The organism is Cognatishimia sp. SS12 (assembly GCF_028369055.1).
Classification (GTDB): domain Bacteria; phylum Pseudomonadota; class Alphaproteobacteria; order Rhodobacterales; family Rhodobacteraceae; genus Cognatishimia.
Window position 1 is genome coordinate 165,071 of record NZ_JAQNCZ010000003.1, and the last position, 14,454, is coordinate 179,524.

Below are 14,454 nucleotides of genomic sequence, written 5' to 3' on the forward strand. Positions count from 1 at the left end.
GGTCTGTCAGGCAGTATATTCACTGAAACGCTGCGGCATGACACCAAAAACGACAGAGTTGGTCGTATTAGGAGCCTTGGAACCGCGGCGACGGCAGGCAAGGAGGCGATAGAATGCTTTGGTTTAATCTGGCAACCATGGTTCCGGTGCTCTTGCTGCTCCTGTCCGGTTTTTTCGGCGGGGTGATCAGCGTGATCGGGCTGGCCTATATGACCATCGTCGTTTTCACCATGGACCGGCTGATCCATGGTGCCGCCGCACGCAAAAATACCGACAATGAATTTCCGGCAGGCGAAGGTCTGATCGTGTTTTTGGGCTTTGCGCATTTGCTGCTGGTGTTGGTGGCGGTGCTAGCCCTCTCGGGAAAGACCGGCCTCAACTGGTGGGAACGCGGTGTCTGCTTTGTCCTCTTTGGGCAGTTCTTCGGGCAAATCTCAAATGCCAACGCGCATGAGTTGATCCACAAAGGCAACCGCTGGATGCGTCGTCTGGGCGTGGCGGTCTACACCACCTTGCTGTTTGGCCACCATGCCTCTGCCCACACCAAGGTGCACCACGTTTATGCCGCCAGCTGGAAAGACCCCAATAGCGCCCGTCTGGGCGAAAGCGTCTATCGCTTTTGGCCCCGCGCCTGGATTGGCTCCTTTATCCAGGGGCTGAAGGCGGAGAATGAGTTTCGGACCCGCGCCCAGAAACCACTGCCATGGTATACGCACCCCTATTGGGCCTATGGGCTTGGCTCGGGGCTAACGCTGTTGATTTCGTTCCTGATTGCCGGCTGGATGGGCATCGCATCTCTGATTGCCGTGTCGCTCTATGCCACGCTACAGCATCTGGCGAGCGATTATATCCAGCACTATGGGCTGGAACGGCGACGCCTGCAAAACGGACGGCTTGAGCCGGTCGGGCCGAAACACTCCTGGAATTCGCCGCATACATTTTCATCCGCCATGATGCTGAATGTGCCGCGCCATTCCGATCACCACATGACCCCAACGCGCCCGTTTACCGAGTTGCGGATTGATCATCAGAACGTGCCCATTCTGCCCAAATCTCTGCCGGCGATGGGAATCGTGGCGCTTTGCCCGCCGCTCTGGCGTTACATGATGGACAAGCGCGTGGCTGAGGTGACGGCGGTCAGCTGACCGCGCCCAAGCAGGGATTGGCCGAAGGACTGGATTGCAACAGCAATCTTTGCCAACATAGGGCATGTTGCGCGCCAGTCTGATAACGATCACCCTATGGTTCACATGCGCCACCGCGCGGGCTGAAACCCCGATGAGCGCTGCGGAATTTGACGCCTATACACAGGGAAAAACCATGACCTATGCCACCAATGGTGGCCCCTATGGAGCTGAGCAATATCTGCCCAATCGCCGGGTGCTGTGGTCCTTTATTGACGGGGAATGCAAAGAGGGCACCTGGTATGCTGACAATGCGGACATCTGCTTTGTCTATGAAGACAATCCAACCCCGCAGTGCTGGCAGTTTTTCGTGGGCAGCACCGGACTCAGCGCGCGGTTCACCGGCGAAGGCGGCAGCCCGCTGCTCTATGAAGTCGAGCAGACCACCAGCAAGCTTGAATGCCTCGGGCCCAAGATCGGGGCCTAGGCAAAGCTAGAACAAACTGCCCTGTTCGGGTTTGTCGGGCGCTTTGGAGGCAGGTTTCGCCTTGGTTTTGGGTGCGGGGGATGCGCCGTTTTCCGCGCCAGAAATCGCAACGCGCCCATCTGCAAATTGCACCTCAAGCTGCGCCGCTTTCTGGGCCGCCGCGGCACGGGTCACGACGCTGGTCCCGTCCCAGACGACAGCATAGCCCCGTTCAAGCGTCGCCTCATACCCCAGAGTCGTGCGCAGACGTTCCAGCGTACTCAGCTGATCCTGCCACTGGCGCAATTGAGCCTTGGCTGCCACGGCGAACCGGGCGTTCAGCGCCTCAAGATTTTTGTGTTTCTGGGCGATCTCGCGGCTGATGGGCCGCAAGGACAGCCGATCGGCACGCCTTCCAAGTGCCTCGCGTTTTGCCTCCACCGCGCGGCGCAGGTTGGCAGGCCGCAGGCTTGCGGTGGTTTCGCTTAGCGCAAGGCGGCGTTGATCCACGTTGCGGCGCAGGGCATTTGGCAGCCGCTCTGCCGCGCGGTCGAGGCGCTGCGTCGGCCCCTCAAGCAATGTTTCCGGGCGCGGTAAGGCCCGCGCCAGATCCTTCAGCCGCTGACCGCGCTGGCTGACCCCATGGGTCAGGGCGCGCGTCAGCCGCGCGCTCTGATCATCCACCCAGCTCAGCAGCTCGAGCCGCACGGGCACCGCAAGCTCTGCCGCTGCCGTCGGCGTCGGCGCGCGCTTGTCGGCAGCAAAATCAATCAGCGTGGTATCTGTTTCATGCCCGACCGCCGAAATCAGCGGAATTTCTGATGCGGCAGCCGCGCGCACCACGCTTTCTTCGTTAAAACCCCAAAGGTCCTCAAGACTGCCGCCGCCACGCGCCACAATGATCAGATCCGGCCGCGGCAAGGCCCCGCCGGGGGTCAGCGCGTTAAAACCTGCGATGCCGCGCACGACTTCGAGGGCGCATTTTTCACCCTGTACAGCCACCGGCCAAATCAGCACCTTTCGCGGGAATCGATCGCGCAAACGGTGCAGAATATCGCGGATCACCGCGCCCGAGGGCGAGGTGACAACGCCAATCACCTCTGGCAGAAACGGGATCGATCTCTTGCGCGCCGGGTCAAACAGCCCCTCAGCGGCCAGTTGCGCTTTGCGTTTTTCCAGCATCGCCATCAACGCGCCCACGCCGGCGGGCTTCATGCTTTCGATGACAATCTGGTATTTGGACTGCCCGCCAAAGGTGGTGATGCGCCCGATGGCGACCACTTCCATCCCCTCTTCGGGGCGCATCGCCAGTTTGGAAGCAACGCCCTTCCACATCACACCAGAGATGACGGATTTTTCATCCTTGAGGTCCAGATAGACGTGGCCGGAGCGCGGGAAAGACACGCGGCCAATCTCGGCGCGGATTCGCACATGGCCGAAATTCCCCTCAATGACCTTCTTGATGGCTCCAGACAGCTCGGTGACGGAAAATTCCGGGGCATTTTCGCCCTCTCTTGGGTCGTCTAGCAGATCTGACATTCGGCCTCGCTTGATTGCTGCGTGCGCGCAGCTTAGAACGCCCACAACAGAAGGCCAAGCGGAAGGGCGATCATGAACATTCTTATTCTCGGCAGCGGCGGGCGCGAGCATGCGCTGACCTGGGCGGTGATGCAAAACCCCAAATGTGATCGCCTGATCGTCGCGCCCGGCAATGCCGGCATTGCCCAGATCGCAGACTGCGCCGACCTGGATATCGAAAACGGCACGGCCGTTGTGACTTTTGTCGAAGAGAACGCAATTGATTTTGTCATCATCGGCCCCGAAGCGCCACTGGCCAAAGGCGTGGCCGACAGGCTGCGCGATGCAGGCATTCTGGTTTTTGGCCCCTCCGAAGGGGCCGCAAAGCTGGAAGCGTCAAAGTCCTTCACCAAAGAAATCTGCGCTGCCGCCAATGCGCCCACCGCAGGCTATGGCCATTTCACCGATGCCGAGGCTGCAAAAGCGCACATCCGCGCCAATGGCGCGCCGATTGTGGTCAAGGCGGATGGTCTGGCCGCAGGCAAAGGCGTCATTGTCGCCATGACAGAAGCCGAGGCACTGGAGGCGATTGACGACATGTTCGGCGGGGCTTTTGGCGGGGCCGGAGCCGAAGTTGTGATCGAAGAATTCATGGAAGGCGAAGAGGCCTCGTTGTTTGTGCTGGTGGATGGCGAGGATGTGCTGTCTGTCGGCACCGCGCAGGACCACAAGCGCGTGGGCGAAGGCGACACTGGGCTGAACACCGGCGGCATGGGGGCCTATTCGCCCGCGCCGGTGCTGTCAGCAGAGATCGAAGCCAAGGCGATGAATGAAATCGTCAAGCCGACCATGGCGGAAATGGCCAAACGCGGCGTGCCGTTTCAGGGCGTGCTTTATGCCGGGCTGATGATCAAGGATGGGCAGCCGCGTCTGGTGGAATACAACGTGCGTTTTGGCGACCCGGAATGCCAGGTGTTGATGCTGCGCCTCGGTGCGCAGGCACTGGACCTGATGCAGGCCGCTGCCGAGGGCCGGCTGAAGGAGGCCAAGGTGAATTGGGCGGACGATCATGCCATCACTGTGGTGATGGCGGCCAATGGCTATCCTGGGTCTTATGAGAAGGGCAGCGAGATCAAAGGGCTGGCCGCGCTGAACAGCGACAGCAAGAACTTTGTGTTCCATGCGGGCACCAAAGCTGATGGGGATAAGATCCTTGCCAGCGGCGGGCGGGTTCTCAACGTGACCGCGCGCGGCGCAACCCTGCAAGAGGCGCGCGACCGCGCCTATGAGATGGTGGAGGCCATCGACTGGCCCGGCGGTTTTTATCGTCGCGACATCGGCTGGCGCGCGCTCTAACAGACGCGGCGAGAGGGGCGTTGCCCCTCGGCCGCAAGGCGGGGCCTTGTGGCCTCACCCCAGAGTATTTTGAAAAAGATGAAGCGGGTCAGCGACAGGCGAGCGCTGCCGCAAAGCTTTCTGGTCCGGCAAAGGGCGCGATGGCGCGGCTGTCTGTTGCGTTGCCGTCAAAGCGCGTTGCGATAATTTCCGTCCAATTTGCATTGGCGGTGATCATTTCAGGCGCGCGGCCCGCGCAGTGCCGGATGCCGCCGGAAATGAAATCTTCGCCGATGCGGTGGTTCGTCACCCCTGTGGCCTGGCCGACCTCCTGCAGCGCGCCCTGCTGAAAACGCCAAATGCGCAGGGTCTTGGCCAGATGCGGACGGTCCACATAGGCCAGTTCGACCGCCCCGTCGCCATCCAGATCCGCCGCGCCCACCGGGGCCAGCCAGCGATTGCGTTGCCCGATGAAAGGGGTTGCGGCCACGAGACCGCCTTCATCATAGATCGACAGGCGCGCGCCCTGCGTCTGGCTGCTTTCGACCACCACCACTTCGGCAGCGCCATCCCCATCCACATCAAGGAGCCGCGGCTCCAAATCTTCAAACACCCGCGATTGCGGCAGAACGACACGCAGGCGCTTGCCCGTGGTCAGGCGCATTTCAAGCGCGCCCCATTCGATGGCATCGCCCAGAACGCCATGCGCGTAGCGCGTGGTGGGATCGGTGAAGCGGGCCGAGGCAATCTCGGCAGCCGCAGCAGGCGCGGCCCCCAGAGCGAAAGCAACCAAACAAGCGACGCGCAAGCGCATCAGATCTGCTTTTCGGGCATGTAGACCTTCAGGCCATCCAGATCATCTGTGACCTTGATCTGGCAGGTCAGGCGCGAGCGGCTGGGGTCAGGCTCAAACGCGAAATCCAGCATATCTTCTTCCATGTCATCTTTGGCCGGAAGTTTTTCCGCCCAGGCCGCATCCACATAGACGTGGCAGGTTGAGCAGGCGCAGGCGCCGCCGCAGTCTGCCTCAATGCCCGGAATATTATTGTCGCGCGCGCCTTCCATCACGGTAAGGCCGGATGCCACATCTACGGTATGCTCGGTGCCGCCAAATTCGACATAGGTGATTTTTGCCATCGCGTCTTTCTTTCCTAGAAGTTTCGCAGATTACCTAGTCCCCGCGAGGCCACCTTGCCACCCCTTTTTGATGGGTTTTTATGTCTGCTGGCGCAGGTTGACGGGGATTTTACCGCCGATGCCGCAGATTAGGCACCCCGGCGCAGAATTCCGCAGCCAAAAGTGCGAGAGGCTTTTGGGCGCATGGAAAACCCGTTAGAGATAATAGCGAACGCCCGTTGACGAAGGCCGAGCATGTTTTGTCACAAATTCCTGTTGCCGCTGACCGCGCTGGTTCTGGCAGGTTGCGATCTGCCCAGCGTTGGCGCGCCCGACATCGCGGCGCTGCGCGAGCCGGATATTCGTCAATTGAGCCTGCAGGCACCGCCGGGTGCCCCCCCTGGGTCCTGTTGGGGGAAGTCCGTGTCCCCTGCGGTGATTGAAACGGTAACAGAACAGATCATCGTGCAACCCGCCGAAGTGCTGGCTGACGGCACCGTGCTGAGCCCGGCAATCTACAAGACCGAAACGCTGCAACGGATCGTGCGCGAACGGCGCGACACCTGGTTTGAAACCCCCTGCCCGCCGGTCTTTGACGAAGAATTTATTGCATCGCTGCAACGGGCGCTGAAAGCGCGGGGCTATTATCGCGGCTCTGTCACCGGCCGGATGGACGCGCGCACCCGCGCCGCGATCCGGCGCTATCAAGCGCCACAGGGGCTGGACACCGGCATTCTCACGCTGGAGGCAGCGCGCCAGTTGGGGTTGGTGGCCGTCGCGCGCCAGGGATGAGCTCACCGAGCAGGCATCGCACCGGCCAAACGCATAAGGGCACCCGAGGGTGCCCTTTTCTTTGCCAAGCTGTCTTGGCTGCTATTCAGCCAGCCCCAGCGCTACGAAGCGGGGCTCCCCGCCACGACGCACCAAAAGCAGGATCGACTTGCGACCGGCGTCCTCAGCCTCTTCGATACGGGCCTCCAGATCACTGAGCGCGAAAAGCTTTTGCTGGCTTGCCTCGACAATCAGATCCCCGGAGCGCAGCCCTTTTTCAAAGGCTTTTGAGGTTTCGTCGACGTTGCTGACGACGAGGCCGGTGCTGTCGGCATCCAGCCCCAGCTGATCGCGCAGCTCTTGTGTCACCGGGGTCAGGGTCAGCCCCAAAACCTGCAGCTCGCTTGGCTCATCCGGCGAAGCTGGCGCAGCGGCCGGCACGGCAGCCTCTGCCTCTTCGCGGCGACCCAGCGTCACCTTCAAAGTCTGAGTCTTCCCGTCGCGCAACACAACAACACGCACCGCTTTGCCCACGGCAGTATTGCCGACTTCGCGCACCAGGCCGCGCACGTCTTCGACGTCTTTGCCATCAAAGCTGAGGATCACATCGCCAGCTTTCAGCCCGGCGTCCAGCGCGGGGCCTTCGGGCACATCGGTGATCATTGCGCCTGCGGCTTTCTCAAGCCCTTCGACCGCGTCAATCATGTCTTCGGTCACGTTTTGGATGCGCACACCGAGCCAACCCCGGCGGGTTTCACCAAACTCCTGCAGTTGATCCACGACACGTGTGACCACGTTTGACGCCATGGAAAAGCCGATCCCGATCGAGCCGCCATTGGGCGATAGGATTGCGGTATTCACGCCGACAACTTCGCCGTCCATGTTAAACAGCGGGCCACCCGAGTTGCCGCGGTTGATCGCGGCGTCGGTCTGGATGTAGTCATCATAGGTCCCCGACAGCGCACGGTTGCGTGCCGACACGATACCGGCTGAAACCGAGAAGCCCTGGCCCAACGGGTTGCCAACCGCCATCACCCAATCGCCCACGCGTGCCAGATCACTGTCACCAAAGCTGACAAAAGGCAGCGGCGCTTCGCTTTCGACTTTCAAGAGTGCGATATCAGTGTTCGGGTCTTTGCCGACCACGGTCGCGACGAGTTCTGCACCGGTGAAAAATTCCACCAGGATTTCGTCTGCACCATCAATCACATGGTTGTTGGTGACGACATAGCCATCTTCGGAGATCACAAAGCCGGACCCAAGCGCCGAACTGCGGCGCGGACGATCTCCATCGCCCTGACGGTCCTGGAACTCACGAAAGAAATCTTCAAACGGGCTGCCCTCAGGCACGATGCCCTGCGGCCCCGTGCGGCCTGCAACCACGGTAGATGTGGTGATGTTCACGACAGCCGGGCTGACGCTTTCGGCGAGTTCAGCAAAACTGTCGGGGCGGGCCTGCGCGGTAAGCGCCTGCACAAGCAACATGACAATGGCCAATGCCGACAGCCACATGGCCCGCAAAATTCCGGTATTCGGATGCAAAGCGGAAACGGTGTAAGGTCTCACTCCCTTAACTCCTTTGTTGGTTTTTCCTGCCCATCGCGCCCCCGACGCGCAATGTCCAGTCTTTAACATAGGGCACAATTTGCGCGGCTCAACATGGTGGTAAGTCATTCAATGCCTTGTGATAACTGCGTGAGGCGTAAAAGCGCAGATTTCTGCCTAAAAACCCTGCACCGCAGTCGACATCAATGCAACAGTTCACTAGTTATCTAATTGTAGTTCAAAAAATTTAGTACGCCTTAACAAACTTTGCATTGCTTTGGTGAAATAGTTCGGCACAATTCAGTTAGACCAGATTTACGGAGCGGCGCACGACTGAATTTTACGAAATTTGAGGCTTGGGGAGTTTATTATGCATAAGTGGTTCAAATCGAAACTCGATGAAATGATCGGACTGTCGCAATATTGTGATTTTCCCCTGTTGCAAGCGCATTTTGTTCTGACCCGCGCCGCGGTGGATGAGCTTTACGACTCCAGCAAAAGTGAAAACGAAAGTCTGCGCCGTATGCTGCCGTTGCTGATTGAGCAGGCAAATTCAAAGAACCGCCCGGACGTCGCGCAGCATTTGTCACACGCCTTACAGGCGCTTGGCCCGTCAGAAGAGGTTGCCGCCAATGTTGTCCGTGTCGATTTTGACGTTCTGCGCACCCCACAGGTCGACCTCAAGAGCAATTGATGTGCGCGCGTCGCGCCGCATAGGAGAGATCACAAAAAAGGGCTGACGCAGGTCAGCCCTTTTGGTTTGCAATGTGAGCTATTGAATTCTCAGCGCTGTGTAGCGGTATCAGACTTCAGATAGTCAAAGAATTCGCTGTCCGGGGACATCACCATAGTGGAGTTGTTTTCCAACAGGGCCCCACGATAGGCTTCAAGAGAGCGGTAGAAACGGAAGAATTCTTGGTCCCCGCCATAGGCTTCGGCAAAGATCGCGCTGCGTGTCGCATCCGCTTCACCGCGGATGATTTCGGACTGGCGCTTCGCGTCTGACACAAGTTCCACCACGGTCCGATCCGCCTGCGCGCGAATACGCTGCGCCGCCTCTTGGCCGCGGGCGCGTTCATCTGTGGCTTCGCGTTCACGCTCAGCGCGCATCCGGCCAAAGGTTGCATCCAGGTTTTCACGTGGCAGATCGGTGCGCTTCAGACGCACGTCGATCACCTCAAGGCCCAGACCGCGCGCTTCCTGAATTGCGGCATTGCGAATGCGCAGCATCAGGGCAGCCCGGTCAGAACTGAGGATATCGTTGGAGCTGACAGAACCCAGCACCTCACGGGTTTCCGCCCGCAGGATCGAATCCAGTCGCCGCGCGGCTGTCGCCTCGCCGCCAGTACCCACCGCTTGGCGGAACTGGTTCACATCGGCGATGCGATAGCGCGCGAAGGCATCGACAACCAAACGGCGGTCATCCAGCGGTGTCACTTCAAGCGGATCGACATCGCGCGACAGGATCCGGTCATCATAGCGCACAACTTCTTGGATAAGCGGGATCTTGAACGCCAGGCCCGGGTCTTCTTTGACGTCGACGACGCGGCCGAATTGCAAAACCAGAGCCTTTTCGCGCTCGTCCACGATGAACAGCGACGAACTAATAATACCAATGGCCACCACCACCAGTCCGACAAGATACATAGAGCGGTTCATCAGTTGTTGCTCCCCTTCTTGAGTTCATTCAGCGGCAGGTATGGCACGACGCCCTGGCCAGACGCCTGATCATCCAGGATCACCTTATCGATCCGGCCCAGAACCTCTTCCATGGTTTCCAGATAGAGACGCTTGCGTGTCACGTCAGGTGCCTTCTGGTATTCTTCCAAGATCGCCTTAAAGCGCGAGGCTTCACCTTCGGCCTGGTTCACAACCAGGGCGCGATAACCTTCGGCCTCTTCCAGAACCTGCGCCGCTTCACCGCGTGCCCCCGCCAGAACTGCGTTGGCATATGCGTCCGCTTCTTTCTGGGTCCGGTCACGCTCTTGTTCCGCCGCTTGAACGTCACGGAATGCATCAATCACCTGAGTTGGCGGGTCCGCTTTGTCAAAGTTCACACGCACGATATTGACGCCAGAGTTATAGCTATCAAGTGTCAGCTGGATCAGCTCTTTGAGACGATCCGCAATGGCAGCACGGTCGCGGTTGAGGATCGGCGCGAGGTCCGATTGCGCGATGATTTCACGCATCGCGGATTCAGACACCGCCCGAATGGTTTGCGGCGCATCGCGCAGGTTGAACAAGAATTTGGCCGGATCTGTGATGTTCCAGACAACCTGGAAATCGATATCAACGATATTCTCATCACCCGTCAGCATCAGGCCGGCATCAGAGCCGCGCGCGCCCACACCGATATCTTCGATCTGTTCGCGCGTCACCGGGATGACCTCAGCGGTCACAACGGGCCAAGGCGCGAAGTTCAGGCCCGGATCGCCCGTGGCAGAATATTCCCCCAAAAACAGTTCGACCGATTGTTCTTCGGGTTTAACGGTATAAAAGCTCGCCATCGCCCAGAGCACAGCCGCACCCAGAACGCCAATCAGCAAGGTGCCTTTGCCAAGTTGCGGGCCTTGCCCACCACCGGGGCGCCCACCACCAGACCGTCCGCCACCATCGCGCCCGCCCATGAGCACACGCAATTGGTCTTGGCCTTTTTTCATCAGCTCATCGATATCGGGGATCTGAGGGCCATCATCCTGCGGACGCTTTCCGCCGCCGTTATTGCCGCGATCACCGCCGCCGCCCTGATTGCCGCCGCCGCCCCACGGGCCGCCACTATTGCCTGACATAAAGGTTTATCCCCTTTCAAAACCACATGCGTACCCCACTAACCTGTGGAGTATGCGCTAAAAATCAACCCACTGTGCGGCTAGGAGCCTTCATTGTCACCAGTTCTTCGGACATTGTGGGGTGGACCGCAACCGTGCGATCGAAATCTTCTTTGGTTGCGCCCATCTTAATGGCGATACCCGCCAGCTGGATCATTTCCCCTGCTGCCGGGGCCACGATATGACAGCCCAATACCTTTCGAGTGGCCTGGCTGACAATCAATTTCATCATCACTTTTTCGCTGCGCCCCGCAAAGCTTTGCTGCATAGGCTTGAACGAAGTTGCATAGACCTCGACCGGCTCTTGCGCCGCGGCCTCTTCTTCGGACAGACCCACGGTGCCCATTTCGGGCTGCGTAAAGATCGCGGTCGGAATCAACTCGTGATCTGGTTTGGTCGGATTGCCCTTAAAGACCGTCTCGACAAAGGCCATGCCTTCGCGAATTGCCACGGGGGTCAGGTTGGCCCGGTCGGTCACGTCGCCCACGGCGTAGATCGAAGGCACATCTGTCTGGCTGTAATCATCCACGATGATTTCAGAGCCACGGCCCAGTTTCACACCGATCTCTTCCAGCCCCAACCCGTCGGTATTGGGCACGCGGCCGGTGGCAAACATCACCTTGTCAAACAACCGGATATCGCCATGGGTGTCCGTGACCTTGATCTGATCTCCGGCCTTTTCCAGCTTCACAGCATTGGTATTCAAACGCAGATCCACGCCGCGTTCGATCATTTCGTTGGCAACATGGGTGCGTGCTTCGTTGTCAAAGCCGCGCAGGATCTGCTCGCCGCGATAGAACTGCGTCGTTTTCACGCCCATGCCATTCAGGATGCCCGCAAATTCGCTGGCAATATAACCGCCGCCGACAATCAGGATGGATTCTGGCAGCGTCTCAAGGTGGAAAATATCATTCGAAGTGATCGCCAGCTCTGCGCCCTCGATCGCGGGCTTGGTCGGGCGGCCGCCCACAGCAACCAGAATATGCTTTGCCGTGATCTCAGTGCCATCCGCCAGACGCACCGTGTGTGCATCTTTGACGGTGGCGCGCTGATCCATGGTTTCAACGCCGCTGTTCTTCAGAAGTGTGCGATAGATCCCCTCAAGGCGGTCAAGTTCGGCATAAAGCTCGCCGCGGAAGGTGTTCCAGCTGAAGGAGCCGGGCTGGATATTCCAGCCATAAGCCTGCGCATCCGACACCATGCCGGAAAATTCGCTGGCAAAAACCATCAATTTCTTGGGCACACAGCCCCGGATCACGCAAGTGCCGCCATAGCGGTCCTCTTCGGCCAGCGCCACTTTTGCGCCTTCCTGCGCGGCAACACGCGCGGCACGCACACCGCCAGAGCCGCCGCCAATCACAAATAGGTCGAAATCAAAGCTCATCATAATCCTCAGTCGTTCAGGTCAGAGAAGAGATTTTCGGTTTCGACGAAATCGATCATATTCTCTTCGATTGTCCCTGCATTTATGTCTCGCACGGCCACTCTGCCATCCCCATAGCCGATCACAACTCTGTCACAGATATCTATGAACAAGCCGTTTTCAACGACACCCGGCATCTGGTTGAGAATCATGGCCATCTGGCGCGGATCGCCGATGCGCTTCAGATGCAGGTCCAAAATGTGGTTGCCTTCATCGGTGACATAGGGGCTGCCGCCGTTCATGCGCAATGAGGCCGAGCGCCCCATCACATCCATCGACACAAGCGTTTCTTCGATCAGCGCCTGCGTCGTCTGCCAGCCAAAGGGGATAACTTCGACAGGCAGCGGAAAGGCCCCCAAAGTTTCGACTTCTTTGCTGACATCCGAGATCACGATCATCTGGTCACTTGCGGTGGCCACGATCTTTTCCTGCAGCAGCGCGCCGCCGCCCCCTTTGATCAGGTTCAGCTCTGCATCAAACTCATCCGCGCCATCAATGGTCAGGTCCAGCCACTTGGCCGCATCCAGACTGACAACATCAATCCCGACCTCCTTGGCCAGTTGCGCCGTGCGGGTTGAGGTCGGCACACCTTTGATCTTCAGCCCCTCTTCGCGCACCATCTCGCCCAAACAGCGCACCATCCAGGCCGCTGTTGATCCCGTCCCCAGACCGACCCGCATCCCGTCTTCGACGAATTCCACCGCTTTCTTCGCAGCGACGAATTTGGCCTTATCAATTGGCGAGAGATCTGAGCTCATGAAGTTCTCCGTAATTTCAAGTTGGGTTGGTTATAGGCACATTATCCCGTCGGGGCGAGGGGATTTGGCCCGTTTTTCCAGAGATCAAAGGAATTCGCGCCGCTGGGTGTGGCCTGGGGTGAAGCGCTTGCGCAAATGCACTATGTTTCCTATAGGAAACTACATCAGAGCCGCCTATCTCAGGGAGCCATCACATGTTTCTGTCGGTATTTGAAATGTTCAAAGTCGGGATTGGCCCCTCTTCGTCCCATACGATGGGGCCAATGGTGGCCGCAGCGCGTTTTCTGGATCATATGCGCGCCAGCCCATTTGAATTTGCCGGGCTGCGCGCCAGCCTGCACGGCTCGCTCGCCTTTACCGGCGTTGGCCATGCGACGGACCGCGCGACCATTCTGGGTCTCGCCGGATTTTCGCCGGAAACCTATGACGCCGACGCTGCAGAGGCAGCGCTGGCGCAGATCAATGCCACCAGCACTGTCACCCCGGACGGATTGCCCAAATTGCAGTTTCAACCCAAAACCGATCTGCGCTTTGACTATGATTACGCACTCCCCGGCCACGCCAATGGCATGATTCTCATGGCGACCGACCAACAGGGCGATGTGATCCTGCAGGAAACATATTATTCTGTTGGCGGCGGCTTTGTTGTCACCGAAAAGGAACTGGCCGCAGGCAAGACAACAGATGAAGGCGCGCCTGTCCCTTTCCCGTTTAAGACCGCCAAGGAAATGCTGGACATGGCCGCCACCTCTGGCAAGACCATCGCCGAGATGAAGGCCGCCAACGAAAAGTCGCGCGGCGGAGCGGAGAATCTGGCCAAAGGCTGCGCGCGCATCTGGCAGGTGATGAACGACTGTATTGATCGCGGACTCAGCAGCGAGGGCACCCTGCCCGGCGGTCTGAATGTGCGCCGCCGCGCCAAGAAGATCCATGACAGCCTGCAGGCCGAGCGGGGCCTCAACCTTGCGCCGCCTCACACTATCAACGACTGGATGAGCGCCTATGCCATGGCCGTCAACGAAGAGAATGCCGCTGGCGGACAAGTTGTCACCGCCCCCACCAATGGCGCGGCAGGGGTTCTGCCCGCAGTGATCCGCTACTGGCTGGATCACGTGCCGGGGGCAACGGCCTCGCGGATTGACGAATTCTTGCTGACCGCTGCGGCCATCGGCGGGCTGGTCAAGTTCAACGCCTCGATCTCTGGTGCCGAAGCGGGCTGTCAGGCAGAGGTCGGCTCTGCCGCGGCAATGGCCGCTGCGGGTCTTTGCGCCGTCATGGGCGGCACACCGGAGCAGGTGGAGAACGCCGCCGAAATTGCGCTGGAACATCACCTGGGCATGACATGCGATCCGGTCAAAGGGCTGGTGCAGGTGCCGTGCATTGAGCGCAACGGGCTGGGCGCGATCAAAGCCGTCTCGGCCGCCTCGCTGGCCCTGCGCGGCGATGGCGCACATTTCGTCCCTTTGGACAGCGTGATCGAAACCATGCGCCAGACCGGCGCAGATATGCATGAGAAATATAAAGAGACCTCGCTGGGCGGCCTCGCCGTCAATGTGCCCAATTGCTAGGG

At 59.3% G+C, this 14,454-nt stretch carries 14 protein-coding genes; 6 read left to right on the plus strand and 8 right to left on the minus strand.

The features are described from left to right. Window positions 1-113: 113 nt before the first annotated feature. Both N6L24_RS07880 and N6L24_RS07885 read left to right on the plus strand, forming a co-directional pair. Window positions 114-1,145, plus strand: a complete 1,032-nt coding sequence (locus N6L24_RS07880) for an alkane 1-monooxygenase (RefSeq protein ID WP_271844129.1) — start codon at window positions 114-116, stop codon at window positions 1,143-1,145. Between the two features lie 133 nt (window positions 1,146-1,278). Then, complete coding sequence (locus tag N6L24_RS07885; RefSeq protein ID WP_271844130.1) at window positions 1,279-1,611, plus strand: hypothetical protein; 333 nt, start codon at window positions 1,279-1,281, stop codon at window positions 1,609-1,611. Window positions 1,612-1,617: 6 nt separating this feature from the next. On the opposite strand, the gene xseA is transcribed toward N6L24_RS07885, so the two are convergent. Then, window positions 1,618-3,129: an exodeoxyribonuclease VII large subunit gene (xseA, locus tag N6L24_RS07890; RefSeq protein ID WP_271844131.1), complete on the minus strand. Its 1,512-nt coding sequence runs from the start codon at window positions 3,127-3,129 to the stop codon at window positions 1,618-1,620. A 72-nt stretch (window positions 3,130-3,201) separates the two neighbouring features. On the opposite strand from xseA, the gene purD reads away from it, so the two are divergent. Next, a complete protein-coding gene (gene purD / locus N6L24_RS07895; protein ID WP_271844132.1) occupies window positions 3,202-4,464 on the plus strand; it encodes a phosphoribosylamine--glycine ligase in 1,263 nt (420 codons plus the stop codon). Window positions 4,465-4,552: 88 nt separating this feature from the next. Here the strand turns inward: purD and N6L24_RS07900 are convergent, their stop codons facing one another. Further along, complete coding sequence (locus N6L24_RS07900; RefSeq protein WP_271844133.1) at window positions 4,553-5,257, minus strand: FG-GAP repeat domain-containing protein; 705 nt, start codon at window positions 5,255-5,257, stop codon at window positions 4,553-4,555. Beyond that, window positions 5,257-5,580: a 2Fe-2S iron-sulfur cluster-binding protein gene (locus N6L24_RS07905; protein WP_271844134.1), complete on the minus strand. Its 324-nt coding sequence runs from the start codon at window positions 5,578-5,580 to the stop codon at window positions 5,257-5,259. The genes N6L24_RS07900 and N6L24_RS07905 overlap by 1 nt, the downstream gene beginning before the upstream one ends. A gap of 234 nt (window positions 5,581-5,814) precedes the next feature. Between N6L24_RS07905 and N6L24_RS07910 the strand changes: the two genes are divergently transcribed. After that, a complete protein-coding gene (locus N6L24_RS07910; RefSeq protein WP_271844135.1) occupies window positions 5,815-6,351 on the plus strand; it encodes a peptidoglycan-binding domain-containing protein in 537 nt (178 codons plus the stop codon). An 81-nt stretch (window positions 6,352-6,432) separates the two neighbouring features. Here the strand turns inward: N6L24_RS07910 and N6L24_RS07915 are convergent, their stop codons facing one another. Then, window positions 6,433-7,842, minus strand: coding sequence for a Do family serine endopeptidase (locus N6L24_RS07915; RefSeq protein ID WP_271844409.1), 1,410 nt, complete (start codon window positions 7,840-7,842; stop codon window positions 6,433-6,435). Window positions 7,843-8,245: 403 nt separating this feature from the next. Between N6L24_RS07915 and N6L24_RS07920 the strand changes: the two genes are divergently transcribed. Then, entirely contained in the window at window positions 8,246-8,569 is a 324-nt protein-coding gene (locus N6L24_RS07920; RefSeq protein WP_271844136.1) for a hypothetical protein, read from the plus strand. Between the two features lie 89 nt (window positions 8,570-8,658). Here N6L24_RS07920 and hflC read toward each other — a convergent pair whose 3' ends face one another. The 4 genes from hflC to rpiA form a co-directional block, all read right to left on the minus strand. Further along, on the minus strand, window positions 8,659-9,534 hold the full coding sequence (gene hflC, locus N6L24_RS07925) for a protease modulator HflC (RefSeq protein WP_271844137.1): 876 nt from the start codon (window positions 9,532-9,534) through the stop codon (window positions 8,659-8,661). Further along, a complete protein-coding gene (gene hflK / locus N6L24_RS07930) occupies window positions 9,534-10,664 on the minus strand; it encodes an FtsH protease activity modulator HflK (RefSeq protein WP_271844138.1) in 1,131 nt (376 codons plus the stop codon). The genes hflC and hflK overlap by 1 nt, the downstream gene beginning before the upstream one ends. A 64-nt stretch (window positions 10,665-10,728) precedes the next feature. Further along, on the minus strand, window positions 10,729-12,087 hold the full coding sequence (gene gor / locus N6L24_RS07935; RefSeq protein ID WP_271844139.1) for a glutathione-disulfide reductase: 1,359 nt from the start codon (window positions 12,085-12,087) through the stop codon (window positions 10,729-10,731). A gap of 8 nt (window positions 12,088-12,095) precedes the next feature. Next, a complete protein-coding gene (rpiA, locus tag N6L24_RS07940; protein WP_271844140.1) occupies window positions 12,096-12,884 on the minus strand; it encodes a ribose-5-phosphate isomerase RpiA in 789 nt (262 codons plus the stop codon). Window positions 12,885-13,078: 194 nt separating this feature from the next. On the opposite strand from rpiA, the gene N6L24_RS07945 reads away from it, so the two are divergent. Then, window positions 13,079-14,452, plus strand: coding sequence for an L-serine ammonia-lyase (locus N6L24_RS07945; RefSeq protein ID WP_271844141.1), 1,374 nt, complete (start codon window positions 13,079-13,081; stop codon window positions 14,450-14,452). The last annotated feature ends 2 nt before the right edge of the window (window positions 14,453-14,454 follow it).

Coding starts and splice junctions, on each gene's coding strand:
- N6L24_RS07880 (WP_271844129.1), top strand. CDS start 114: ATGCTTTGGTTTAATCTGGCAACCATGGTTCCGGTGCTCTTGCTGCTC.
- N6L24_RS07885 (WP_271844130.1), top strand. CDS start 1,279: ATGAGCGCTGCGGAATTTGACGCCTATACACAGGGAAAAACCATGACC.
- xseA (WP_271844131.1), bottom strand. CDS start 3,129: ATGTCAGATCTGCTAGACGACCCAAGAGAGGGCGAAAATGCCCCGGAA.
- purD (WP_271844132.1), top strand. CDS start 3,202: ATGAACATTCTTATTCTCGGCAGCGGCGGGCGCGAGCATGCGCTGACC.
- N6L24_RS07900 (WP_271844133.1), bottom strand. CDS start 5,257: ATGCGCTTGCGCGTCGCTTGTTTGGTTGCTTTCGCTCTGGGGGCCGCG.
- N6L24_RS07905 (WP_271844134.1), bottom strand. CDS start 5,580: ATGGCAAAAATCACCTATGTCGAATTTGGCGGCACCGAGCATACCGTA.
- N6L24_RS07910 (WP_271844135.1), top strand. CDS start 5,815: ATGTTTTGTCACAAATTCCTGTTGCCGCTGACCGCGCTGGTTCTGGCA.
- N6L24_RS07915 (WP_271844409.1), bottom strand. CDS start 7,842: ATGTGGCTGTCGGCATTGGCCATTGTCATGTTGCTTGTGCAGGCGCTT.
- N6L24_RS07920 (WP_271844136.1), top strand. CDS start 8,246: ATGCATAAGTGGTTCAAATCGAAACTCGATGAAATGATCGGACTGTCG.
- hflC (WP_271844137.1), bottom strand. CDS start 9,534: ATGAACCGCTCTATGTATCTTGTCGGACTGGTGGTGGTGGCCATTGGT.
- hflK (WP_271844138.1), bottom strand. CDS start 10,664: ATGTCAGGCAATAGTGGCGGCCCGTGGGGCGGCGGCGGCAATCAGGGC.
- gor (WP_271844139.1), bottom strand. CDS start 12,087: ATGAGCTTTGATTTCGACCTATTTGTGATTGGCGGCGGCTCTGGCGGT.
- rpiA (WP_271844140.1), bottom strand. CDS start 12,884: ATGAGCTCAGATCTCTCGCCAATTGATAAGGCCAAATTCGTCGCTGCG.
- N6L24_RS07945 (WP_271844141.1), top strand. CDS start 13,079: ATGTTTCTGTCGGTATTTGAAATGTTCAAAGTCGGGATTGGCCCCTCT.